Origin of the sequence: Granulicatella sp. 20925_1_28, assembly GCF_041433575.1 — a bacterium.
Classification (GTDB): domain Bacteria; phylum Bacillota; class Bacilli; order Lactobacillales; family Aerococcaceae; genus Granulicatella.
In genome coordinates, this window is record NZ_JAPWBS010000014.1 from 20,928 (window position 1) to 44,597 (window position 23,670).

25 protein-coding genes are annotated in these 23,670 nt (G+C 39.0%); 9 read left to right on the plus strand and 16 right to left on the minus strand.

Annotation, left to right across the window (positions count from 1 at the left end):
* Positions 1-106: 106 nt before the first annotated feature.
* Positions 107-1,108, minus strand: coding sequence for a catabolite control protein A (gene ccpA / locus O3793_RS07170; RefSeq protein WP_371446422.1), 1,002 nt, complete (start codon positions 1,106-1,108; stop codon positions 107-109).
* A gap of 155 nt (positions 1,109-1,263) precedes the next feature.
* On the opposite strand from ccpA, the gene O3793_RS07175 reads away from it, so the two are divergent.
* A complete protein-coding gene (locus O3793_RS07175) occupies positions 1,264-2,367 on the plus strand; it encodes an aminopeptidase P family protein (protein WP_371446423.1) in 1,104 nt (367 codons plus the stop codon).
* Positions 2,368-2,422: 55 nt separating this feature from the next.
* On the opposite strand, the gene O3793_RS07180 is transcribed toward O3793_RS07175, so the two are convergent.
* Positions 2,423-2,896: a YtxH domain-containing protein gene (locus O3793_RS07180; protein WP_371446424.1), complete on the minus strand. Its 474-nt coding sequence runs from the start codon at positions 2,894-2,896 to the stop codon at positions 2,423-2,425.
* A gap of 18 nt (positions 2,897-2,914) precedes the next feature.
* A complete protein-coding gene (locus O3793_RS07185; RefSeq protein WP_048710581.1) occupies positions 2,915-3,319 on the minus strand; it encodes a DUF948 domain-containing protein in 405 nt (134 codons plus the stop codon).
* A gap of 147 nt (positions 3,320-3,466) precedes the next feature.
* Between O3793_RS07185 and O3793_RS07190 the strand changes: the two genes are divergently transcribed.
* Complete coding sequence (locus O3793_RS07190) at positions 3,467-4,336, plus strand: mechanosensitive ion channel family protein (RefSeq protein WP_371446425.1); 870 nt, start codon at positions 3,467-3,469, stop codon at positions 4,334-4,336.
* A 755-nt stretch (positions 4,337-5,091) separates the two neighbouring features.
* Here the strand turns inward: O3793_RS07190 and cbpB are convergent.
* From cbpB to zapA, 10 genes are all read right to left on the minus strand, one after another.
* Positions 5,092-5,568 (minus strand): cyclic-di-AMP-binding protein CbpB, encoded by a 477-nt coding sequence (cbpB, locus tag O3793_RS07195; RefSeq protein WP_371446426.1) that lies wholly within the window; start codon positions 5,566-5,568, stop codon positions 5,092-5,094.
* Complete coding sequence (locus tag O3793_RS07200; RefSeq protein WP_048784056.1) at positions 5,558-6,106, minus strand: YfcE family phosphodiesterase; 549 nt, start codon at positions 6,104-6,106, stop codon at positions 5,558-5,560. Before O3793_RS07200 ends, cbpB begins: the two co-directional genes overlap by 11 nt.
* A 2-nt stretch (positions 6,107-6,108) precedes the next feature.
* On the minus strand, positions 6,109-7,551 hold the full coding sequence (racE, locus tag O3793_RS07205) for a glutamate racemase (RefSeq protein ID WP_371446427.1): 1,443 nt from the start codon (positions 7,549-7,551) through the stop codon (positions 6,109-6,111).
* A 460-nt stretch (positions 7,552-8,011) separates the two neighbouring features.
* Positions 8,012-8,737, minus strand: coding sequence for a hypothetical protein (locus O3793_RS07210; protein ID WP_371446428.1), 726 nt, complete (start codon positions 8,735-8,737; stop codon positions 8,012-8,014).
* 1 nt (position 8,738) lies between these two features.
* Positions 8,739-9,590 carry an ATP-binding cassette domain-containing protein gene (locus O3793_RS07215; RefSeq protein ID WP_371446429.1) on the minus strand — a complete coding sequence of 284 codons (852 nt, stop codon included), beginning with the start codon at positions 9,588-9,590 and terminating at the stop codon, positions 8,739-8,741.
* On the minus strand, positions 9,590-9,955 hold the full coding sequence (locus tag O3793_RS07220; protein WP_048713660.1) for a GntR family transcriptional regulator: 366 nt from the start codon (positions 9,953-9,955) through the stop codon (positions 9,590-9,592). Before O3793_RS07220 ends, O3793_RS07215 begins: the two co-directional genes overlap by 1 nt.
* A 180-nt stretch (positions 9,956-10,135) precedes the next feature.
* Positions 10,136-10,447 carry a thioredoxin gene (trxA, locus tag O3793_RS07225; RefSeq protein ID WP_048713665.1) on the minus strand — a complete coding sequence of 104 codons (312 nt, stop codon included), beginning with the start codon at positions 10,445-10,447 and terminating at the stop codon, positions 10,136-10,138.
* Positions 10,448-10,523: 76 nt separating this feature from the next.
* A complete protein-coding gene (locus O3793_RS07230; RefSeq protein ID WP_371446430.1) occupies positions 10,524-12,881 on the minus strand; it encodes an endonuclease MutS2 in 2,358 nt (785 codons plus the stop codon).
* A 55-nt stretch (positions 12,882-12,936) separates the two neighbouring features.
* Positions 12,937-13,473, minus strand: coding sequence for a CvpA family protein (locus tag O3793_RS07235; protein WP_371446431.1), 537 nt, complete (start codon positions 13,471-13,473; stop codon positions 12,937-12,939).
* Positions 13,474-13,479: 6 nt separating this feature from the next.
* Positions 13,480-13,836: a cell division protein ZapA gene (gene zapA, locus O3793_RS07240; RefSeq protein WP_285252341.1), complete on the minus strand. Its 357-nt coding sequence runs from the start codon at positions 13,834-13,836 to the stop codon at positions 13,480-13,482.
* 138 nt (positions 13,837-13,974) lie between these two features.
* On the opposite strand from zapA, the gene rnhC reads away from it, so the two are divergent.
* Positions 13,975-14,889, plus strand: coding sequence for a ribonuclease HIII (gene rnhC / locus O3793_RS07245; protein WP_371446432.1), 915 nt, complete (start codon positions 13,975-13,977; stop codon positions 14,887-14,889).
* A 357-nt stretch (positions 14,890-15,246) separates the two neighbouring features.
* Here the strand turns inward: rnhC and O3793_RS07250 are convergent, their stop codons facing one another.
* The 3 genes from O3793_RS07250 to O3793_RS07260 form a co-directional block, all read right to left on the minus strand.
* Positions 15,247-16,149, minus strand: a complete 903-nt coding sequence (locus O3793_RS07250; RefSeq protein WP_371446434.1) for a magnesium transporter CorA family protein — start codon at positions 16,147-16,149, stop codon at positions 15,247-15,249.
* 121 nt (positions 16,150-16,270) lie between these two features.
* Positions 16,271-18,541, minus strand: coding sequence for a pneumococcal-type histidine triad protein (locus O3793_RS07255; protein WP_371446436.1), 2,271 nt, complete (start codon positions 18,539-18,541; stop codon positions 16,271-16,273).
* Positions 18,542-18,676: 135 nt separating this feature from the next.
* Complete coding sequence (locus O3793_RS07260) at positions 18,677-19,717, minus strand: M42 family metallopeptidase (RefSeq protein WP_371446437.1); 1,041 nt, start codon at positions 19,715-19,717, stop codon at positions 18,677-18,679.
* A 166-nt stretch (positions 19,718-19,883) separates the two neighbouring features.
* On the opposite strand from O3793_RS07260, the gene O3793_RS07265 reads away from it, so the two are divergent.
* The 6 genes from O3793_RS07265 to O3793_RS07290 all read left to right on the plus strand — a co-directional run bounded on the left by O3793_RS07265 (position 19,884) and on the right by O3793_RS07290 (position 23,505).
* On the plus strand, positions 19,884-20,327 hold the full coding sequence (locus tag O3793_RS07265) for a DUF1307 domain-containing protein (protein WP_371446439.1): 444 nt from the start codon (positions 19,884-19,886) through the stop codon (positions 20,325-20,327).
* Positions 20,328-20,401: 74 nt separating this feature from the next.
* Complete coding sequence (locus tag O3793_RS07270; RefSeq protein WP_371446441.1) at positions 20,402-20,983, plus strand: DUF1307 domain-containing protein; 582 nt, start codon at positions 20,402-20,404, stop codon at positions 20,981-20,983.
* 71 nt (positions 20,984-21,054) lie between these two features.
* The gene (locus tag O3793_RS07275; RefSeq protein ID WP_371446443.1) at positions 21,055-21,600 is read left to right on the plus strand and encodes a DUF1307 domain-containing protein; all 546 of its coding nucleotides are present in this window, start codon (positions 21,055-21,057) and stop codon (positions 21,598-21,600) included.
* A gap of 29 nt (positions 21,601-21,629) precedes the next feature.
* Entirely contained in the window at positions 21,630-22,238 is a 609-nt protein-coding gene (locus tag O3793_RS07280) for a DUF1307 domain-containing protein (protein WP_371446445.1), read from the plus strand.
* A 30-nt stretch (positions 22,239-22,268) separates the two neighbouring features.
* Complete coding sequence (locus O3793_RS07285) at positions 22,269-22,907, plus strand: DUF1307 domain-containing protein (RefSeq protein WP_371446447.1); 639 nt, start codon at positions 22,269-22,271, stop codon at positions 22,905-22,907.
* 34 nt (positions 22,908-22,941) lie between these two features.
* On the plus strand, positions 22,942-23,505 hold the full coding sequence (locus O3793_RS07290) for a DUF1307 domain-containing protein (RefSeq protein ID WP_371446449.1): 564 nt from the start codon (positions 22,942-22,944) through the stop codon (positions 23,503-23,505).
* The last annotated feature ends 165 nt before the right edge of the window (positions 23,506-23,670 follow it).

Consider the following 23,670-nt stretch of genomic DNA (forward strand, 5'->3'; position numbering starts at 1 on the left):
CTAAATAACAGAAAGGCTGAATAATGTCCAGCCTTTCTGTTATTTCCTTCTATTCTCTATAGTATAAAAAACAGCCTATTCTATGTGATAGGCTGTTCGTTTTTTCTTACTTTGTTGTGTTTCGTAACTCAATCTTGTAAGGTAATGTAATTTCAGATTCCACAATCTCTTCTTTGTTCATAATCTTCGTCAATAGACGCATTGCTACGGCACCAATATCATATAAAGGTGGTGCAATTGTTGAAAGAATTGGACGTGTCATCTTCGTTAATTTAGAGTTATTGCTTGAGATGATTTCAAATTTCTCAGGAACTTTAATTCCTAAGTCGATTAATCCATTTAATAATCCTACTGAAGTTTCGTCGTCTGTTACGATTGCAGCTGTTACGCCAGCTTTATGAATACGTTCTGCGACTGATTCACCTGCATGGTATGTCAATGGCACTTCGTATACTAATTTAGAATCGAATTTAATACCCGCTTTATCTAAAGCAGCTTTATATCCTTCTAAACGTAAATCTACAGAAGCTATATTTTTCAATGCAGCAGTTACGAAAGCCACTTTCTTATGTCCGTTTTCAATTAATGTTTCAACCGCTTCTTGAGTCGCTTCTTTATAATCAATATTGACAGACGCAATTTCATGTTCCGCATCCATTGTTCCTGCTAAAACGATTGGTGTTTTAGAACGAATAATTTCAGTGCGTAATTCAGGTGTTAAATGGTTTCCCATATATAAAATACCATCTACTTGTTTTGACAATAATGTGTTTAACACTTGAATTTCTTTATGATTATTTTGGTCTGAGTTCGCTAGAATAATATTGTATTTATACATTGTCGCAATGTCATCAATCCCACGCGCTAAGCTCGCAAAGTAAAGGTTTGTGACATCTGGAATGATGACTCCAACAGTCGTAGTTTTTTTACTTGCAAGTCCACGAGCAACGGCATTTGGACGATAATCTAATTCATCGATAACATCTAGCACTCTCTTACGAGTTGCTGGTTTTACGTTAGGGTTCCCATTTACTACACGTGATACAGTAGCCATGGATACATTTGCTTCACGAGCAACATCATAAATCGTAATTGTTTGCTTTTCCATCTACAAATCTCCTTTGTGCATCTTTTCATCTAATCTTAGGGTAGCACTTTCATAAATCTTTTGCAAGCGTTTAACAACAATTTTCATATAATTTTTGAAACTATTTACATCATTGATGTAATAATATGCTACAATAGATTCAAGGAGATGAAATTATGAAACTAAACGCTACTTTTATGCAATTGGAAAGTGAAATGAAAGAAAAACAAAATCCGATTGTTTTTATCCAAAATCCAGAGACCATTCGTCTTTTGACGAAATTCTCAACAGAACCACATGAACGAATTGTAGCCCTTGTATATACACCCGGTGCTACTCCGCTACTCTTCGTTCCAGCATTAGAACATCAAGTCGCTCAAAAAGCTGAGCCCGGCTTTATCGTGAAGAGTTATCAAGACCATGAAGATGGTTGGAAACTCTTATCAGATGCGATTAAGGAACACTTCCCTACAGAGCTTAATTTCGCCGTGGAAAAAGTGGACTTCTCACTCTTTGCAGCTGAACAATTGCAAAAGCACTTCCCTGGTATTCAGTTCTCAGTGGACTTAACGCCAGTCGTGCAACAACTTCGTCTCGTAAAAGACGCAGAGGCCATCGATAAACTCGTCTACTCAGGAACCTTTGCCGATAAAGCCATTGAAATTGGAAAGAAGGCCTTGAAAGTTGGCATTACAGAACGCGAAGTCGTTGCCATTATCGAATTCGAAATGAAAAAACTAGGTGTCTCTCAAATGAGCTTTGATACAATGGTGCTCTTTGGAGACCACGCTGCGGATCCTCACGGTGAACCTGGAGACCGTACCCTTAAAGAAAACGAATGGGTCCTCTTTGACCTAGGAACGATGGTCGATAGCTACGCAAGTGACATTACTCGTACGGTCTTCTTTGGAAGCGAAAGCGCGAAAGACCCACGCCATCAAGAAATCTATGACATTGTACAAAAAGCACACGATACAGCTATCCAATCAGTAAAACCTGGCATGAAAGCTAGCGAAATTGATAAAATTGCTCGTGACATTATCGCAGAAGCTGGATATGGTGAATACTTTATCCACCGCCTTGGACACGGAATTGGACAAAGCGTTCATGAATTCCCTTCAATTATGGAAGGAAATGATATGGAACTCGTTGAAGGGATGTGCTTCTCTGTTGAACCTGGTGTGTATATTTCAGGTGACTACGGCGTTCGTATCGAAGACTGCCTAGCCGTTACAAAAGACGGTGCAAAACTATTCACAGCCGTTAAATATGAATTCTAATCAAAAAATAAAAAGCCTGGGAAAATCCCCAGGCTTTCGTTGTTTATTAATGAAATTAAGCTTCTTCTTTAACGTCTTCTGCTTTTTCTTTAACGTCTTCAGCTTTTTCTTTAACGTTTTCTGCTAATTCAGCAACCACTTCAGCTGAGTCTTCTTTGTGTTTAGCAAAGTTTTCTTTTACTTTATCAACTGTTTCGCTAAATTGGCCTTTTAAGTTTTCAGTGTGTACTGCAACTTGGTCTTTTAAGTTAGCTGCTTGTTTAGAAACTTGTTCTTTTAAGTGGCCAGCTTGTTCTTGTAAGTTAATGCGGATATCTTGTGTTGAAGTTTTAGCTACTTCTGCAAATTCAACACCTTTTGCACGTGCGATTTCACCGTATTCTGATAATTGTTCTTTATAGCGATCTGCTTCTTTCGCTAAATCTTCACGTAATTCTTTACCTGATTTTGGTGCAAATAATAAAGCTGTTACTGCTGCTGCAGACGCTCCGATAAATGCTCCTAATAAAAATCCACCTGATTTACTCATGTTCAACACTCCGTTTCGTTATTTTACTTTTTTCTTCTTTGAAAGAATCGTTCTTCCAAAATTAAATGCCGCAACTGCACGGCTTGTTTTTGAAAGCTTCACTGCTTTTGTTGCTAGATTACGAGATGATGTATTTACATCAGAAATCGTCACACCTAAATCGCCTGCCGCTATAAACAACGGATTTGTCACTCTAAGTTTGCCGTTCACGTCATCTACAAGTACATTTGCTTTATTTAATAATCCTTCAACTTCAATTGAAAGACTATCAACATCTTTTGTAATGACTTCTAATGAATGATTCACGTTATCAACGGTTTTATTTAATCTTGATAAAATCGGTGATACTTTGACAATTACAAAAACCACTAATGCTAATAAAGCACATGCAGCAATTAATGCAGCAATCTCAACACCTGTCATTGAGCCATTCCTCCAATCTTATAGTATAAATTAATGATAACACTTTCTCATGAAAAATACCATAAAATTAATACTTGAAACTGCACTACTTTCAATCATTTTTTACATATGGTACACTTATTTTATTACTAATAAAGGGTGACAAATATGCACAACGTCTTATGGATAGATTCCATTTCAAATTTCTTTACGAATTACTGGAATTCCTTTGATTGGGAATCCATTTTATCTAATGTTTTTACGAAATTATTATCATTAATTTTATTATTCCTACTATTCTACTTTGGAAAGAAATTTTTACATTTTCTATTTAAGAAAACTATTCTTTCCTCTGTGAAAGTCGTTCGTCAAAGCGAAAACAGACAAAAGACAATCGTGAAGCTCTTAGAAAATATGCTCGATTATTTCTTATACTTCATCTTAATCTACTGGATTCTCTCGATTATCGGGGTTCCAATCTCTAGCTTACTCGCAGGGGCTGGAATTGCTGGGGTTGCACTTGGTCTTGGCGCACAAGGTTTCCTATCAGATGTGATCAATGGTCTCTTCATCCTACTCGAACGTCAATTCGAAGTTGGAGATGCCGTTTTAATCAACAACATTTCTGGAACCATTGCAAGCGTCGGAGTCCGTACTACACAAGTTCGCGGATATGACGGAACACTGCACTACATTCCAAACCGCAATATCACTGTTGTCAGCAACCAATCTCGTGGAAATATGCGCGCTTTAATCGAACTTCCAATTAGCAGTAACGTCGACTTGAAGAGCGTCTATGAAACCATCGAAGCCGTACACAAACAATATGCCGAAACAGACGACGCATTGGCATCACCACCAAATATCGTTGGCCCACAAACCAAGCCAAACGGCCAATTTGTGTTCACCATCGCACTGATGACAAAGAACGGTTTACAACACGCCACTTACAAGCGTTACCTCACCCTTTATCAAGAAGCACTGTTGCAAAAAGGCATCGACCTTTCTTCACCAGTCATCCCATATACAACCAATTAAAAAAGAAGGCCCACGCCTTCTTTTTTTGTTTCCTTATAATCCACTCCATAGGATGCACCACACCCTATTCCTTCCTCTCTCCTTCTTACGGAATGGTATATAACTCATCTGCATTATAAAAATAAGCTACAGAGATTCCGAGGAATTCTATAATAGCAATAATGGGCATACGCATAAAATGCGAATTAAAGGGCGTAAGGAATTTATTCCATACATAAAAAACTTTATAAAAATAGACGCAGTAGCTGATTGAATTAAGCTTCATCACTCGTGATTCGCTTACTCCTAATCAGCCTTGCGGGGGTAAGACTACAAAGAAAAACGGGCTCACACTGTGATCCCGTTTTTGTCTTTGGTCTTACTCCCTTTTTGAGGCTTTTAAAGCGAGAGATGAAAGACTCGAGCTGGTGCCCCATTATAGCTATTATCTAGAATTCCTAAAAAGAAATCGCTTTGTGCTCTAAGAAACTCAACATGAACCTTCCAATTGGGATGCAGATTCTTTCCTCACATTTCCTCTACTTTCTACGGAATGGCACATAAACTCACTCAAATTTGAATAAACCCATTACAAAGAGTCCTTTGGATAATGTAGTAATCATCGTAGCGAGTGTAATCGATGCGAATTACTGGTGCTTGAAAATTTATTTTCTAGCGCCAGTTTGAGGCTCGATAGGAACTGAGACGTAAGGCTCAGTCCGATACAGCTACAATGATTACTATCTGAATATCCAAAGGACTCTAAAGTAATTGGTTTATTTACTATTTTCTTTTTCCACAAAATCATATTTGCGGGTGAGTTCATGTACCATGAAGTTGATGCGCTTTAAAAGCTCCTTCCTCGTCACAATCCCTACAAACTCATCCTCCTCATTCCCAATACAAATAAAACTTTCATCCACAAGCTCATTTAACACATCTTCCACTTGCGTATCCTGATGAATGATTGGAAACTCCGTACGCATGACTTCACGCACTTTGTATTTTCCTAACTGATTCATATGAATTTGTTCCACACCCGTGATTTTATGTAAAATCATCGCCAGTGAAATCAGGCCTACAATTTTATTTTCCTTATTCAATACAGGAATGAGTGAATAACGCACATTCGTCAACACAAGCATCGCGTGTTCCAATGTATGATCCTCTTGAAGAATGGCTACTTTTTCCGCATCGATAAAGAGTTTATCACGGTCTTCAAGTAACAACTCCTGGATTCGTTTATGAATCAAGCGTATACCCTCCCTCATCAGACCACGTATAGTCTAAAACGAGGCCATCTAATACTTCATGTTTTGTTGTGTAATACGTTAAGCGTAATTTGTCTTTAGAAAGAATATCCAGTACTGCATACGACGGAGTCCCCTCATAGCTACCACGAGGATAATTCGTTGACCCTGAATTGATGCAAAGCACCCCGTTAACATTCTCTGCATTTAGTTTATGCGTATGTCCGTAAAATGCGACACGCGCTCCCATTTCTTTAGCCGCATTGGCTAAATACTCGCGACCTGTGTTCACATATTCGAAGTGCCCATGCGCTACGAAGAAATTAATGCCCTCTAGCGTAAACACTTCAGAACGTGGATACTCTGGGTCGTAATCACAGTTTCCTGTTACACGAATACAATGCGATAGGCGTTCATCTTTATAAGGAAATTCTGAATCTCCTGTATGCACGAATGTCACATCACTTCCTGCATAGTGGTCGAAGATTCTCTTTAATGTTAACTCTTGTCCATGGTTATCACTGACAACGACAATTTTCATAATTATTCCTCCGTTTGATTTAACTCATGAGTCCATTTTTCCCACTGGCTAACAAGCAATTCGATGGCTTTCGCACGGTGGCTAATTTTATTTTTAATATCCATTCCTAGTTCCGCAAAAGTCTTACCATACTCAGGCACAACAAATAATGGATCGTATCCAAATCCGCTATCCCCAGCTGGAAGTGTCGCGATTTGACCTGGGCATTCTGCTTGAACCACTAGTGACTCGCTATTTGGTGCAGCTAGCACTAAGCAACAAGTAAAGTGAGCCGAGCGCTCTTCTCCAACGAGTCCGCCAAGTTCTGATAAGAGTTTGGCGTTATTTGCTGCATCGCTCTTTGGTTCGCCGGCAAAACGTGCAGAATATACTCCTGGTTGACCGTCTAACGCATCGACGCAGAGACCAGAGTCATCCGCTAATACGATTGTTTGAAGCTCATTCGCAATCGTCTCAGCTTTCAAACGTGCATTTTCTTCGAAGGTTGTTCCTGTTTCTTCGACTTCTTCTAATTCTGGAAAATCTCGCAGTGTCTTTACAGAGTATCCTTTTGGCTCAAAAATCTCCGCAAACTCTTTGGCTTTCCCAACATTATTGGTTGCAATCACAATTTCTTTTTTCAATTCGACGGGTTTTACTTCTTCTTTAAGTGTCACTTTTTTCACCTTCAGACCTGTTCGATTCAACCAGTTTTCAGCAATTTCTTCAAAGAGGCTTGCTTCTCCAGTTGTATAAATTTCAAGAGTTGGTTTGGGATTCGATTCAGGCGTTTCGCTTAATTTGCAATAATCTAATAACGCACTCACGCTGGAAACTGTTTCTGCGCCTGAGTCAATTAATGTGACGCCATCTCCTACCACTTTTTGAATCGTTTGACGAAGCAATGGATAATGCGTACAGCCTAGAATCACCGTATCAACCGCTGTTCCTTCTAATGGACGCAAGGTTTCGCGAACCACTTCTTCTGCCTCAGTTGTATCTGATTGATTACTTTCAACAATCGGTACAAATTTCGGACAAGCAATATCAAAGACTTCAATATCCTTATTCTTGTCATGCATGGTCTTTGGATACACTTTACTAGCAATCGTCGCGTTTGTTCCAAGTACACCGATGCGGTCATTCTTCGTTTGCTTGATAGCTGCAAGGCTACCTGGTTGAATCACTCCAACGACTGGAATCGTTAATGTGTTTTGTAATTCTTCTAGCACCACTGCAGTCGCGGTATTACAGGCAATCACAAGCATTTTAATATTTTTCTCTAGTAAAAATTGCACCATTTCTAATGTATATTGGCGGATTTCTTCAACTGGTCGTGTACCGTATGGGCAACGTGCTGAATCGCCAAGGAAGATCATGGATTCGTTTGGTAATTGTTTGAGGGCTTCTTTGAGGACAGTAAGACCGCCAACGCCCGAATCGATAAACCCGATTGGTCTTTTCATGGTTTCTCAACCTTTCTTTCTTTAGTCTTCTATAGTATACCATAGTTCGCGTAACGCTGATTCAAAAGTGGTTTGGTTTATGAAAAAGTTAATCAACGGAACTCCACCTTCGGTGTTTGAATGAAAAGGCTTTGGAGGGTCTACACTGCGTGCCTTTATCGGATATCTTCATAGTGTTTGTAATAGCTGTATCGGTTCGAGCCGTGGTCTCTCACCTACTGAGCCTCAAAGCAGTAGTAAGGAATAAATTCCTAACTACTGCTAATTCGCATCAGTTACGCTCGCTATTACTCACACTATAGAATCCGATAAGCACTCCGTTTGACTCCTCCAGCCTTTTCATTCAAACACTGGTGCTCATAACTTTTTGCGATACAACTAGGTGACTAAAAAAGAAAGGGGAGAAACCTCCGCCCTAAACAAAAAGAACTCCTGACGTGCAGGAGTTCTAGGATAGATTTTAGTCTGGAGTGATGCTTTGGTGTTTTCTTGTAACGAGGATTTGAAGCACCACTAGAATCACTAATGCGATAGAAATAGATTCAACTTTATGTGTTGTAATAAGGTTGATGAATTCTAGAAGAGCTTTTATAAATTCTGGCATTTGGCCATCACTAACTCGTCTAAAAGCACTTCCACCGATTAATGCAGTAAGCATGAACACTCCTGATAATGCGAAGATGCCTGCCTTTTGATTAATTTTATTAAGAACAATCCCAATAACATTTGCGATTAAGTGAATTAGAACAACCTTCACGAAAAGAACTGCGATGCTAATCACGATATTTTCTGGGTCAAATAGGTCCCCTAAAATTGATTGAATGGTTACTGTGCCGAGTGAAACTCCATTTCTTAGTGGAATTAATAAGGCGTAAATAAGTGTGATGATTCCAGAATCGACAAGCGTTTGAATGAATAAGCTTTCGATTTGTTCTTTTCTTGTTAATCCTAATTGGCTTTCTAGACGGAATTGTTCAACGATATATCCAATTCCGATCAGTAATAGGATAATTGCAATTTCATTATCGAAGTAAATTGGGAAATAAGTACCGAATGTGCTAAGGTCCCCATTTGCAAAAATCTTCATTAAGAAACTTGTAATAATCCACCAAGCTCCTAAGAACATTAAAATTGTTTTCCATCTTCTAGCTAATCCCATGCTGACAACTGATAATAAACGGTTCATCTTATTCATTCTCCTTTCGAGTGATTGAGATAAAGTAATCTTGTAATGTTAATGGAGAAAACTCTAATCCTGGTTGTGTTTCTCCAATAGCACCAATCACCACGCTTCTTGTAAAGTTTCCGATTTGTTCTGTTTCAAGAACTTTCTTATCGGCAACATATTCTTGTACTAATGGGGATGCACCACTTACGACGTATCCTTTACGAAGAATATCTTCGACCAACACTTCTTCTGTGACCAATCCGTCTTTAATAACAATCACTTTTTCTAAAATGGAAGCAACTTCTTCGATTAAATGCGTTGCGATGACAAATGTACGAGGACGGCGCGCATACGCTTCAAGCAATTTCTTGTTAAAGATATGGCGGTGGTTCGCATCAAGCCCAAGCACTGGTTCATCTAAGAAGATATATTCGCTAGGGTTTGCCAGCGCCAAGATAATCTTCATGATACTTTTATACCCTGTTGAGGCTTTTGAGTATTTTTGCTTCACATTCACATCGAACACTTTGATAAGGTCTTGGGCAAATTCCATATCAAATTCTGGATAAGTCACTTTATAGATAGCAAGGAGATCTTTAAATTTAGATTCTTGCGGGAACCAGTTATCAGAACTGGATAAGTACACTTCATGCATCGCGTTTGCTGTTTTATGAAGGTCCACCCCGTCAAGAGTGATGTCCCCGCTTGTCTTTTCGATGCGGCGTGCAATCATATTGAGCACTGTACTTTTCCCGGCACCATTTCGTCCGAGCAACCCGATAATACTTTCAGGTTCAATCGTGAATGTTGCTCCTTTTACCGCTTCTTTTTTTAAAAACTTCTTCTTTAAATCCTTGACTTCAATACTCATTATTGGAAGCCTCCTTCGATGATTTTTACTAATTCGTCTTTCGTAATACCGAGCGCTTGTGCTTCTTTTAAGAAGTTTGGCACCATTTGATTGGCAAATTCATTTTGCTTCTTGCTTAAGATAATTTTTCTGGCCCCTTCTGCTACAAACGTTCCAAGACCTCTTCGTTTTTCAAGTATTTGTTCGCTCACGAGTAAGTTCATTCCTTTCAATACCGTTGCTGGATTGATTTGATATCCTGTGGAAATCTCAGTTGTCGACGGTACTTGATCTCCTTCTTTGTAGACTTCATGGAAGATTTCTTCTTCCAATTGATTCGCTACTTGTTGAAATAACGGGATATCACTTTGAAAATCAAATTTCATAACGCACCTCCTTGTTCATGATCACTTTATGTTAATCGGTTAGTTACTTGTGTAACTAACTATAAAACCAAAACTAAAATTTGTCAACACCTTTTCGAAAATATTTTTGAACAAAATAAAAAAACGCCTGACATACCAAGGAAAAACCTTGATATATCAAGCGTTCGGAGACTTTAGATTTTATAAGTATTTTTCTAAAATTTCTTCTAAGTGTTCTTTAGCATGGTAGCCAACTACTTTATCAACGACTTCGCCATCTTTTTTGATAAGCAATGTTGGGATGCTCATAATGCCAAATGCACGAGCTGTTTCTGGGTTTTCGTCAACGTCTACTTTAGTAAAAGTTACTTTATCTCCCATTTCTTCGTCTAATTGATCAATTACTGGACCTTGCATACGACATGGGCCACACCAAGTTGCCCAGAAGTCTACTAAGACTACTCCATTTTTAGTTTCTTCTGCAAAGTTTTTATCTGTTAATGATTTTACCATTCGAATCATCCTTTCCTTTTTCTACAAACCTAGTATAGCAAGCCCCCTACTTGCGACCAACTATTCTGCTCACGGTTTACTTAAAGGTTACGATGGTCGCTCCATTTCCACCCGTATTCATCGGTGCAAATTCAAAACTTGCGACAGAACGGTGGCTACGTAGCACCTTATGAACGCCTTGTTGGATGGCCCCTGTTCCACGTCCATGAATAATCGTCACGCGTGGATAGTTCGCTAGAATCGCAGCATCCAGATATAACTCTAGATCCTTCATCGCTTCTTCGTATCGTTTTCCGCGAAGGTCTAGTTCAGAAGAAACGTGACTGGCACGCGCACTCTTCACGATGACTTGTTGCTTGGCCTCTTGCGCTTCGGCAATTGGAGAAAGATCCTCAACGGCAATCTTCATCTTGATGATTCCCATTTGAACCACCCATTCCTTGTCGTTCACCTTTTCAACAAGCGTACCGCGTTGACCAAACGAAAGAACCTCGACACTTTGTCCGACTTGCAGCGCCTTCTTCGCTTTTTCTTTGCGAAGCACCTTGTTTTTCTTCAAGGCTTGCTCATGCTTCAAGTCTTTCAACGCCGTTTTCTTCTCAATCATTTCATGCTCTTTAACAGTACTTTGCTTACTTCTTAATTGAAGCTCACGAATTTCAGATAAAATCTTATCCGCATCATCTTGACTCTGCTCAATTAACGTATTCGCACGTTCTTTCGCCTCTTCTAAGAGACGCGCTTTATTCGCTTGGAATTGCTCTGTTTCGCGTTGTAAATCCTCAAGTAACTGCGTACTCAATTCTAACTGATGACGCGTCTTATCGGCATCACGTTGCGCACGGCGACGTTTTTGTTCCAAGTCACTAATCATCGCATTCAAGTCTTGGTCTTCTTCAGATAGAAGTCCGCGCGCTTGGTAGATGATAATCGATGGTAAGCCGAGACGTTTTGAAATATCAAAAGCATTACTAAGTCCTGGTACTCCTAGTAAAAGTTGATAGGTTGGTTGAAGGGTATCCCCATCAAATTCCATACTCGCATTAATCGTCTTAGGGCGGTCATAGCCGTATGCTTTCAACTCAGGATAGTGCGTTGAGGCAATCACATAACTTTGCTTACTTGCAATATAATCAAGAATCGCAATCGCAAGAGACGAGCCTTCTTGTGGGTCAGTCCCCGAACCGATTTCGTCGATTAAAAGCAAGCTCTTATCGTTGATTTGTTTCAAAATAGACACGATATTCGACATATGAGAGGAGAACGTCGATAGGTTTTGCTCAATTGATTGTTCATCTCCGATATCCGCAAAAATCTCTGTAAAGATCCCCACACGACTATTTTCACCCGCAGGAATATACAGCCCCATCTGTGCCATCAATTGAATCACACCGACCGTCTTCAAGAGAATGGTCTTCCCACCCGTATTCGGTCCTGTAATGACAATGGCTTGATACTCTTCACCAAGAATAATATCGTTTGCTACAGCCTTCTCACGCTCTAAAAGCGGATGCCAAGCTTGCCAGAGAGCTACGTAATTATTAGCGTCGATAATTGGCTCTGTTGCTCTCAATTCATGAGCGTACAGCGCTTTTGCATTCACTACATCCAGACGTGCCAATACATAATGGTTTTGATGCAGTGAATTCGTATAAGGCATGAGTTTTTGAGACAATTCCCAAAGGATACGTTCTACTTCGCGCTTCTCTTGGATTTGATACTCACGAAGCTTGTTGTTTAAATTCACGACTGCTTGTGGCTCCATAAAGAGCGTTTGCCCCGTTGAACTTTGGTCATGGACCGTTCCGCCAAAGACTGATTTATACTCTGCTTTTACAGGAAGTACATAACGGTCATTACGAATTGTGATAATCGTATCGCTTAAATATTGCGCATTCTTTCCTGTAAGGTATTGATCCATTTGACGACGAATATCTTGTTCCGTCTTTTGAATCCCCACACGAACCCCGTGTAAAGTTGGAGACGCGCTATCTAAAACATACCCATCTTCACGAATAGAGGCTTCTAGTTCGCTTGTCACCTCTGGAATACTTTCGAGTTTTTCGACCAAACGAGGCACACGTTTTAGTGCAATTTCCTCTTCTTCGACTTTTTCAAAGAAACGCTCAACCTCATGCGTTGTTGTTAACACACGTAGGATATCACTTAATTCGCGTCCATTCAGCCCTGCTTCTAGCTCTAGACGTTTCAAAGCAAAACTAATATCTTTCAATCGTGGAATTGGAATCCCTTGTTTGAGACGGAGTAACTCCACTCCATCAGTTGTTTCTTCGATTTTATGTTGAATGGCCTTTGCATCGACTTCAATCGGAAGTTCCTTAATCATTTGCTTTCCTTTTTCGGAAGTCGCATATTCGGCCAGTTGTGTTCTAATTTTGGAAAATTCTAAAACCTTTTCGATTTTCGAATTCATAACAGTCCTTCTTTCTTAAAAAACGTGGAACAAGTTTGTTCCACGCTTCGAGGTTTTATTTAGGTAATAACCAACTTGAAACGATTGGCGTTACAATTGGTGTTTTTGTGATGATGAAGTTTGGCAATCCACCTTCGATAATTTTTTGTGCTGGTGCCAGCGGAATCATCGCTACTGCGTAAAGTACAAAGTAAATGAATAAGTAGTTCATCAGGAATCCAAGTGCCGCTCCACCGATCGTATTGAATTGTTTCAATAGCGGTAAGAATGTTAATTCGCTAGCGACATATCCAAGGAATCGAACCACTAACCATCCTAGAATCATGATGACTAGGAATGCAACCAATTTATAGAATGATTGGTCGAGTGACATCGCTTGGGCTTCTGTGAAAATCGCTAAGTGATTTCCAGGAATGTATGATGGATATGGGATGTACACCGATAAGAACTTCGCGAGTCCTTCGTAAGTGAACATCGCAACTAGGAATGTGATGAAGTATCCTGCGATATACACGAGTTCTAAAGTTAATCCTCGGCGCATTCCAGTATACACACCAACTAATAAATAAAATAAAATAATTAACGTTACCATTGAACCCTACCTTCTCAACAAATCTTGTTGTAATTCAAATTGTTTTTCTAATTCTTGTTTTCTATTTGCATCAATCGAAGGGCGTTTATGTTGAACGGAGCGCAATTCTTTTTCCAACTGCTCTACACGTTTCTTCAATGCGACCACTTCTTCTTGCTTTTCAAATTGATTCGAGATGGCGTTGATGGCTGCAAGAAGCGCCACTTCTTCCGTCGACAATTTGTCAGATACTCGAGTGATTTGGTCTAATTGTTCTTGTAAGACACGCACAATACTTTGCATTTCTTGTTGCGACTTACGACCAATAATCGTATAAGATTTCCCTGAAATCGTTGCTTTTACTCTTGTTTTTGGTTGATTCACAAAAGACCCTCTCACTTTCTCCATAATATCACCTTATTTTACCATTTTTCATTTAAAAAATACACTAATAATCCACTTTTTTAGAGAGTGGACGGATGAAATTTGTCATGGTATGCTAAAAAGAAAAGGGGGAACGACATGAATTCATTAACTTTAATTTTATCACCTGAGCAAATTGCAACACTTGGAGCAACCTACGCTTCATACATGCAATCTCCTCCACCACACGCAACATTGCGTCTAAAGATCGACGGTTTATCGATTACGGCCTATAAATCGGGTAAGGTTCTCTTCCAAGGAAAAGGCATTGAAGACTTTATCCAAAAGAACCACCTCGAACAATCGATGGATGTCACTACAAAGAAAGCCCTCGAAGAGTCGACTCTTCCAGAAGGTTTTGCGACTTGGAGCATCATCGGAAGCGATGAAGTCGGAAACGGCGCTTACTTTGGTCCACTGACGGTTGCGGCGGCTTATGTTTCAAAAGAAAATATCGCAACATTAAAAGCGATGGGCGTTCGCGATTCTAAAGATATGACGGACGAACAAATTAAGGCTCTCGTTCCAAAAATCAAAGAAGCTGTGCCTTATAAGTTATTAACGCTTTGGCCAGAGAAATATAACGAAGTCCAACAAGTTAAAAATCTAAACGAGATGAAGGCGCTGCTTCATAACCAAGCGTTCCGTCTCTTAAGCGAAAAACTCGCTCCTGAGGTTCCAGAAGCGTACTTAATCGACCAATTCTGTAAACCAGACTTGTATTACCGTTATCTCAAAGGCCAAGACCTTGTCGATAAGAAGAAAACATACTTTATTACAAAAGGCGAAAGTCACCATATCGCCGTTGCGGCAGCATCCATGATTGCCAGATGCGCCTTCCTTGATGGCCTAGACTCTCTAAGCGCTGAATACGGATATGAACTCCCAAGCGGTGCCGGTGCCAACGTCGATAAAGCAGCAGCCACTATTTTAAAACACGGTGGCATGGAACTCCTCGGTAAAGTGGCCAAACTCCACTTCGCCAACACCGAAAAAGCTAAAAAATTAAAATAGTTTTTCTCTTCCAAAATGAGGTTAGATAGGCTCTTCGCAGATTTCCAAAAACACTCCTACTGGATAGGAAGTAGTTTTTTACGTGCTTACCCAGCAAATGATTACGGAGAATCTTGTGGATTTTATTGTAGCAGTAACGTGAAAAAGCAAAAAATGCGAATTAAAGGGAGTTAGGAATTTATTCCTTACTCCCTTTTTGAGGCTTTTTAGGCGCAAGACCAAGGCTTGCGCCGGTGCAACGTTACAGCTACAATAAACAAATCCGCAAGGATTCGTAGTAATCATATATCTGAGCACAGATAAAAACCTAGCACACACAAACAAACACCTTCCTATCAAGTAGGAAGGTGTTTTGGGTTAATCTTTCATAATGCGCTTGATAATCTGCGACACGCCTATCCAACCGAATGCGATAATCAAAAGAATGATCGCCCATCCGTGTCTAAACTCCGTAAATGGAATCTGCACATTCATCCCAAAGAATCCCGTCACAATATCCGGAATCGTCATTAAAATCGAGATGCCCGTTAAGAATTTCATCGTGTCGTTCAAGTTATTATTCAATACATTGTTATACGTGTTTGCGATTTGATGCAAGATTTGAAGATGTAACTCTGTCATCGCTACTAATTGATTCGCTTCGATGATGTTATCTTCCAACTGCTCTCTTTCAGAATCGTCGAGTTCCTTGAAGGCTTGTTGCGTCTTCAGTTGCTCTAATACTACCGCATTTTGCTTCGTCGCAGAAACTAAATACATCCCTTCAATCTCCAAGTCAGATAAACGGAACAAATTATCCTTTGTGGTTTTCTTTCGGAGCAATTTACTAATATTTTGTTGTTCTTTATTTAACTTTTCGATAACTGGGAAATAGTTTTCCGAAATCGCAAATAAGCTATGCAATAAGAAATTAAATACGCTCCAATGCATATTCTCTTCCAGCTCTTCACGAATTTGATCAATAATATATTCATTTTGCGCATTGGAAATCGTGACGATCTGATTTTGTCGTACGATAAACGTCAACGGAATCGTATCGTAATGATTTTCTTCGCGCGATAAGTTGAGGACATTATAAATGACCACCAAAGTCTTCGTTCGGCGATTATACTCCATATGCGCGCGTTCGTTTTTATCCAGCGCGTATTCAATCATCTCATCATCAATTTCATACGTATCGTAAATGGATGAATATTCACTGATTAAATCTGAATTAATGTTAATCCAAGTATTGTTTTCGCCAAAATGCATGACTGCCATTTAAATCCCTCCTTCAACTAGAATGCTGTATTAGTATACCATAAATACCGCTAAACCACCTATTCATAGGAAACAAAAACACGCAACTCTTCTTTTTCAAAGAGTTACGTGCTTAAAAGTTCTATTGTTCAACAGTTGTTGTTTCTACTGTTGTAGCGGCTTCTGTTGTAGCGGCTTCTGTTGTAGCCGTTGTTTCTTCTGTTGTCTCTACAGAAGCGGTCGTACTTTCTGTTGTTTCTGTTGTTTCTGTTGTTTCTGTTGTTTCTGTCGTTTCGCTTTGTGTCGTTGTTGTTTCTTCGGATGGTTTTTCCTCTGAAGGTTTTACATCTAGAATAGAGCTCTTCGGAGTGCTGTTATCTTTATCCGATTCATCTAGCGCCATTTCAGCGAAGTCTTTTGCTTCTTGAAAAATGCTTTGTTCTTCCTCAGAAGCTGGCGTTAAAATTTCTTTTAGATTCTTTCCGATTGTTGCATCGACTTTACCATCGGATTTCGCATGAGATTCCTTAATCGCTAATTTTGCACGATAAGACTCGATGATAAGTGATTCAACAGGTGTCGTCGCAAAGTTCAATCGTGAACCCATATAACGCTTAATTAAGCTTGCCACTTCTTCACGAAGCGTAGCAGGTAATTCTTGGTCTAAAACGTGTTGTGTTAAGAAGTATAAGTAACGCATTCCTTCAATACTAATACGGTCGTTGGCATCACGTAACGCTTGTACTAATGAACGAATCGCGTTCACTTGCTCTTCTGTATTGGATGCACGCGCTTTTGAAGCTAAGTCTTTTAACTCGTCAGCCGTTACGCCGTAGTCTTGTAAGTTCAACTCACCAACCATACGAACCGTTTCTTCGTGAGTCGCGTTCATCTTTTGTTCTTCAGGACTTACTTCTTCTGCAGCGACTGTCTCGTGATTAATCGTTTGCGCCTCGAAGCGTTCCAATCCTTTGACGAATCCTTCTGTTGAGTTCCCTTTTAATTGCACTTGTTCTTTATATTCGTTCAAGGCTACTAAAATACGGTTGAATGTCACTGGATCATCTTTGTATTTTTCACTGGCACGCGCTTTGACTTCATCGATTTTGGCAAAAACGTCATTCACATTCACATCTCCTGCCACAAATGGAGGCACAATGACTGGAAGTTTATTTTTCTCATAGGCTTCGATACCATCTTTGTTGACGATATTCATGGAGTGACTATGGTCACCGTGCGGAATATCGAAGCGTCCATTCACAATACGAATCGCTGTACGAGAAATCCCCATACGTCTTGCAATTAAATCAATCTCCTGAGAAAGTCTCACTTCTGCAGGAATCGATGGGTCAGAGTTTGGCACTTCAAAACGTTTCAATGGAATCACCCAAGGATGAATATGGTTCTTATCTTGCCCTTGTTCCATGTTTTGGAAGGCAAATACTTTTCCGACATACTCGCCTTTGTCATTTGTTACAGACTCGAACTTAATCGTATCTCGTTCTACGCCGTAAGCATAGACAATGTAGTCTAAATATTTTTGAATCTCTGGCGATTGTAATGTCCACCCCTCAGCTTGCGGTGTCGCAATATCTGTTGCAGGAGGTGTTACAGGTTGTGTGCTTGCTGTACTTGGACTTGATGGTGTCACAGTCCCGATTGTACTAGCGACTCCTGTGTGGTTGCCACCAGTCGACGGTCTTGAAGTTGGTTCATCGTCAAATGTATAAGAAGCACTACCATCTCCACAGTCTAATACATCGTGGAAATGGTCTCCATGTGGGATGCGTAATAATTTACACGTTCTCTTCTTGCCGTTTTCATCTTCTCTAGTCACGGTCTGAGCGTTTGCTAATTGTGAACGGTAAATAAAATGAAAGTGATCTCCATGGCGAACTACGAAGCCTAACTCATTTTCACTAACAATATCGTTTGGATTGAAGACGTAATTGTCTTCTACTTCTCTAGTCACTGTCTGTGCGTTTGCTAATTGTGAACGGTAAATAAAATGAAAGTGATCTCCGTGTCGAACAACGAAACCTAATTCATTTTCACTCACAATATCGTTTGGATTGAAGACATAATTGTCTTCTACTGTGCTCGTTGTCGCACCTGGTTTTTTCTGTTCGTAAATGGCATCTGCCGGTGGCGCACCATATACAAAGTGATAATGGTCTCCGTGTTTTTTCAAATACCCATTCTCGAAGACTTCTCCGACAATTGTCTTTGGTTTATTGTCTTTAATTTCTTTCGCTGCCTGTTCGTATTTTGCCATACGCTCGGCATCAATGGTTGTCTCCTCGGTTGTTGTGTCAGTCGATGCAGCTTGTTGCTGTGTTAATACGGCGCCTGACGTAAAAAGCAATCCAAGGGCTACTGCTCCTCCTAAAATCGCCTTTTCTTTTTTGTTCATAAATCTCCCACTTTCTAAATCGTAAGTTTTACGTTTTAGAGTATACTCTTTGATAGAACCCTTGTCAACAAAATTCTTCAAAAATTTTTCAAACCCAAAAAAAGCCTTCCCAAACACTGTTGGAAAGGCATCCTATTAAGCTTCTACTAATGAACTTAAAAGGTAAGCATCGACTAACTGTTGCGTTGCTTCAACCGAATCAAGATGCGTTCTTTCATAAGAGTGGCTTGATTCAATTCCCGCACCGAGTAAGGCGTGTTTCACTTCTGCTCCAGCACGCATTGCTGCTGAGGCGTCACTTCCATAATAAGGATAAATATCTAATTTAAATGGAATATTCTTCTCCTTACATAGAGATACAAGATGTTGACGGAAATCAAAGTTATAAGGCCCAGAACCATCTTTCACACAGACAGAAACGGTGTATTCGTCTGTTTGTTGGTCATCCCCCATCGCACCCATATCCACGGCTAAGAATTCGACTGCTTTTTCTGGGATGCTACTGTTAGCTCCCGTTCCAGTTTCTTCAATACAACTGAACATGAAGTGAGTCGTTACTGGCAACGTGATGCCTTCTGATTTGTATTTCTTTAATAAGGTTAATAAAATCGCTGCACTCACTTTATCATCTAAGAAACGGCTCTTGATGAATCCTGTTGGTGTGATGACAAAACGTGGATCAAAGGATACAAAGTCCCCTACTTCAATTCCTAATGCACGTGTTTCGGCTTCGTTTGTCACTTTCGCATCCAAACGAACTTCCATATTATCTTGGCTACGCTCCACCGTTCCCGCTTCACGATATACGTGTACGCTTGTTTGATGTAATAAAATTGTTCCAGAAACAGTGGTTCCATTGCTAGCAACGTGAACTGTACAGTTTTCTCCTTCTATCATATTCCAAGCAAATCCACCAATACGGTCAAGTTTTAAGCGTCCATCTGGTTTTACTGCACGAACAATCGCACCAAGTGTATCAATATGTGCCGTTACCACACGTTGTTGCATATCTATTACTCCAGGTATTGTTACAACCACTAATCCTTTTGCTGTACGTGTTGGCTCATATCCCATATCTTTTAAGACATCGATTAAATAGTCTTGCACATCTTTGGTATAGCCAGTTGGTGACGGAATTGCCACAAGTTCTTTCAAGAATTTTACAGTTTGATTCATACTTTTTCCTCCATTTCACTGTAAGATTAGTATAGCACATTTCAAGTAAATTCAAACCGTTAGCAATTGTCAACCTTCATTGGCACCCATTTTTGTAAAAAGGCTTGCATATTAGAATTATTAGATTTATAATATATGTATATTACAACTTGAAAGGATGTATTTCATGAAAAAAGCAATGAAATTATTCGCTGTGTTATTTACAGCATTATTCGTACTATTAGGATGTGCGAAAGAAGAATCTACAGCATTCGAACTAAAGAATGGTCCGCATACTTCAACAATAACCTATTACTATAAAGGAGACGTTGTAACGAAGCAATCTGCTGAAACGAAATACGTTATTTCTGAGTTACCAATCTCTGAAGACGAAGCAATGGAACAACTTAAAGAAGAGAATGAGGAATACACTAAAATCAAAGGGATTACTGCTACTCTAGAATCAAAAGACGGAGTGATTACTCAACTTGTAACGATTGACTATTCAGTAGCTAAAGTGAAAGACCTGCAAAAAGCTTTCCCAGACTCTTTCTCAGGAGATGGTAATGCAGTAAGTTTCAAAGCTTCTAGAGAATTGATTGAAAAAGCTGGATATACTGAAAAGAAATAATTAAATAAAGAAGACCGGTAAAGAGATCTCTCTTGCCGGTTTTACGATACATAACAAAAAGTGAGGTAAAAATCATGAACAAAACAACAAAAGCATTCGCACTTCTATTTACAGCTGGTCTAGTATTAGCAGGTTGCGGACAAAAACAAGACTCAACTGCTACTACTCAAGCAAAAGTAGAAACAACAACAGCTGCGCCTACAACTGCTACTCCAACGACAGCTGCGCCTACAACTGTTGCTCAAGCAAAAACTGACATGCCAGCAGATGCTAAAAAAACAGTTCTTGAAGCTAGTGATGATGCTGTAAAAGCTGTGATGACGTTATATTATAAAGATGACGTTTTATTAAAACAGGAAAGTGTAACTACTTATATTGTTTCAAAAATGGAAGGCGAGAATCCTTTAGAAACACTTAAGAAATCTAGTGCGAAAACAGAAGAAAAACTGAAAGACTTTATCGGTAAAGGATTTGAGATTAAAACAGATTACAAAGATGATGTTTTCACGATTACTTATTCTTTCGATTACACTAAACTTGATATGAATAAATTAAAAGAAGTATATCCGACTTTAAATCTACGTGATGATAATACTCTTGGCTACTCTGAATTTAAAGAGGCACTCCTTAAGGGTGGCTATAAAGAAAAACAATAGTAATATTCTAGATTAAATAGGGAGAAGAGGGTCCTCTTCTCCCCTTTTTTCAAAAATGAAGGAGACTATGCATGAAGAACACAGTGAAAGTATCTGCACTCCTCTTTACCAGTGCATTCCTCTTAGGTGCGTGTGGACAAGAGAAAAAAGAAGAAACAACGATTGCTACAACACAAGCAACGACAGTTACTCCAACGACAGCTACTCCAACAACTGTTTATAGTTTAGAAGATGCTCAAAAAGCAGTTTTTGAAATTAGTGATCGAGTTGGTACAATAACAATGACATTTTATTATAAAGATGATGTCTTATTAAAACAAGAATCTGTAGAGAATTATACACTGTCAAAAATTGATGCAGATAATCCTCTTGAATTACTTAAAAATTCTTCTGCGGAAGACGAACAAAAATACAAAGATCTTATCGGTAAAGGTTTTGAGTATAAATCAGCACACAATGATGATATTTTCACTGTTACTTATTCATTCGATTACACTAAAACCGATATGAAAAAACTCAAAGAAATTGAGCCAAATTTACGACTAACTGATGACAATACGGTTAGTTACTCTGAGTTTAGAGATAAACTTCTCAAGGCTGGTTATGTAGAAAAATAATAATATGATTTCAAAATAAGGAGTTTATTATGAACAAACTGACAAAAGTATCCGCACTCCTCTTTACAAGTGCACTACTCCTAGCCGCTTGTGGTCAAAGTCAAAAAGAAGAAACAACGGTCGCTACGACTCAAGAGACAACTCAGGCAACCACTCAAGCGACAACAACACAAAAGGCAACGACTGCTCAGGCTCAAACAACAGTCGCCAAATCGGATGCTAAAGAAGGTCAAGTCGCATTTGAGCGAATTAATGGAAACAACATAACGAAAGTCAAGATTACCTTTAAAAATGGCTTGATTCAAAAAATGACGACCGATTCCATTATCGATTTTGACATATCAGGCTTGCCAGAAACCTCTAAAGAAGCTTTCAAACAAGCGTTGCAAACACAAAAGCAAACTATGGAGCAAAGCTATAATCAATTAAAAGAGCAAATTAAAGATGTCACTGGTCTAAAGCTTGATATTCGTATGGAAGGAACTAAATACATCCAATCATACGAAGTCGACTATTCGAATGTAAACTTCGATCAGCTAAGAGAAATCGATCCAGATTTTACGTCTAAGAAAGAGGCTACGAATTACGATCAAATCATACAGTCACTACTCGATGCCGGATTTACAAGAGTTAACTAATCATAAACTTATAAAAAGGAATTCTATAAAATGAATATAAAAGTAAAACAACTAACACTTTTAGCAACTGCAGGTTTCTTACTTGCGGCATGTGGACAAAATAACTCAGCAGAGACAACACAAGCAGCTCAAGAAACATCACAAGCGAATAATAAACAATCAAAACTGAACCCGGCTAACAATCAACAGAGCCAAGAAAAAGCAGCAGACAATCAACAAACTAAAGAAAAAGCGACTAATAAGCAACAAAACAAGAAAAAGTCGAACGCACAAAATAGCAGCAACCTTCCAAAAGACGGTGAAACTGTTTATAAACTAGAAGATAATGGTAATACTACAACCATAAAATATTATTTTAAAGACGATATCGTTTATCTACAAGATGCCGTATATGCGTTTAACCCTAAAGAAATGGGTAAAACCGAAGAGGAAATACAAAAACTTCTCAAAAAGAGACACTCCATCTACAACGGCGTTAAAGGAGTTGAATCCACTATTGCACGAAAAGATGGAATTTACTACCACACACTCAAAATTGATTACAACAATATCGACTGGAAAGAGCTTCATAAACGCGCTCCTAAAACATTCACCGATGAGAATCCAACTGCTTTAAAATATAGTGAGGCTGTTCCAAAATTACTTGAAGACGGTTACGTTAAACAATAAAATATAAGGAGTTTTAAGAAAGGTTTATAACAAAATGAATAAACACTTGAAAATATTAATCGCATTACTCTCATCATTTTTTGCTCTTGCGGCTTGCGGACAAAACAATTCAGCAGGAAGCGCAGCGCAAACTTCACAAACAGCTCAAGAAACCACGACTGCTCCAACAACACAAGTAGCGTCCAATAAACAAAATACAACAGAAGCTCTGCCAAAAGACGGTGTACAAAGATTCAAGCGTATAGATAAAGGTGGATCAACATTTCTTATCTACTACTTCAAGGATGACATCGTCTATAAACAGATTGGTATTTACTTTTATAACCCTAAAGGATTAGGCAAATCTGAAGAAGAGGTTGTTCAACTTCTGAACAAAAGTCAAGAGCTTTATAAGGATGTAACTGGAATAACCTCTAAAGTTGAGAAGGAAGATGGAGAATACATTCAAACCGTAATATATGATTACCAAACTATGGACTGGAAAGAGTTACATCGACGCGATCCGAATCAATTTCCTGCGACCAAACCAAAACCAGTGAAAATTAGTGAAGCTGCAGCTAAATTACAAGAAAAAGGTTATGTTGAATATACAGAATAAACTCAACCAAATAAACAGCACCAAAGACACTCCTTAGCCGTCCTTGGTGCTGTTTTCTTGTTTTAAATTTGAGATGTAACAAAAATGTGACGTAACATTTTTGTTACATCTTCTTTTGTATCATTTATGATACGTATCATAAATGATACGTGATTATCAAATATG

Coding starts and splice junctions, on each gene's coding strand:
- trxA (WP_048713665.1), bottom strand. CDS start 10,447: ATGGTAAAATCATTAACAGATAAAAACTTTGCAGAAGAAACTAAAAAT.
- O3793_RS07200 (WP_048784056.1), bottom strand. CDS start 6,106: ATGAAAATTGTCGTTGTCAGTGATAACCATGGACAAGAGTTAACATTA.
- O3793_RS07230 (WP_371446430.1), bottom strand. CDS start 12,881: ATGAATTCGAAAATCGAAAAGGTTTTAGAATTTTCCAAAATTAGAACA.
- O3793_RS07185 (WP_048710581.1), bottom strand. CDS start 3,319: ATGACAGGTGTTGAGATTGCTGCATTAATTGCTGCATGTGCTTTATTA.
- O3793_RS07175 (WP_371446423.1), top strand. CDS start 1,264: ATGAAACTAAACGCTACTTTTATGCAATTGGAAAGTGAAATGAAAGAA.
- O3793_RS07265 (WP_371446439.1), top strand. CDS start 19,884: ATGAAAAAAGCAATGAAATTATTCGCTGTGTTATTTACAGCATTATTC.
- O3793_RS07280 (WP_371446445.1), top strand. CDS start 21,630: ATGAACAAACTGACAAAAGTATCCGCACTCCTCTTTACAAGTGCACTA.
- O3793_RS07220 (WP_048713660.1), bottom strand. CDS start 9,955: ATGAAATTTGATTTTCAAAGTGATATCCCGTTATTTCAACAAGTAGCG.
- rnhC (WP_371446432.1), top strand. CDS start 13,975: ATGAATTCATTAACTTTAATTTTATCACCTGAGCAAATTGCAACACTT.
- O3793_RS07285 (WP_371446447.1), top strand. CDS start 22,269: ATGAATATAAAAGTAAAACAACTAACACTTTTAGCAACTGCAGGTTTC.
- O3793_RS07290 (WP_371446449.1), top strand. CDS start 22,942: ATGAATAAACACTTGAAAATATTAATCGCATTACTCTCATCATTTTTT.
- O3793_RS07270 (WP_371446441.1), top strand. CDS start 20,402: ATGAACAAAACAACAAAAGCATTCGCACTTCTATTTACAGCTGGTCTA.
- O3793_RS07260 (WP_371446437.1), bottom strand. CDS start 19,717: ATGAATCAAACTGTAAAATTCTTGAAAGAACTTGTGGCAATTCCGTCA.
- O3793_RS07275 (WP_371446443.1), top strand. CDS start 21,055: ATGAAGAACACAGTGAAAGTATCTGCACTCCTCTTTACCAGTGCATTC.
- O3793_RS07255 (WP_371446436.1), bottom strand. CDS start 18,541: ATGAACAAAAAAGAAAAGGCGATTTTAGGAGGAGCAGTAGCCCTTGGA.
- O3793_RS07235 (WP_371446431.1), bottom strand. CDS start 13,473: ATGGTAACGTTAATTATTTTATTTTATTTATTAGTTGGTGTGTATACT.
- O3793_RS07215 (WP_371446429.1), bottom strand. CDS start 9,590: ATGAGTATTGAAGTCAAGGATTTAAAGAAGAAGTTTTTAAAAAAAGAA.
- O3793_RS07190 (WP_371446425.1), top strand. CDS start 3,467: ATGCACAACGTCTTATGGATAGATTCCATTTCAAATTTCTTTACGAAT.
- racE (WP_371446427.1), bottom strand. CDS start 7,551: ATGAAAAGACCAATCGGGTTTATCGATTCGGGCGTTGGCGGTCTTACT.
- O3793_RS07180 (WP_371446424.1), bottom strand. CDS start 2,896: ATGAGTAAATCAGGTGGATTTTTATTAGGAGCATTTATCGGAGCGTCT.
- ccpA (WP_371446422.1), bottom strand. CDS start 1,108: ATGGAAAAGCAAACAATTACGATTTATGATGTTGCTCGTGAAGCAAAT.
- O3793_RS07250 (WP_371446434.1), bottom strand. CDS start 16,149: ATGGCAGTCATGCATTTTGGCGAAAACAATACTTGGATTAACATTAAT.
- O3793_RS07210 (WP_371446428.1), bottom strand. CDS start 8,737: ATGAACCGTTTATTATCAGTTGTCAGCATGGGATTAGCTAGAAGATGG.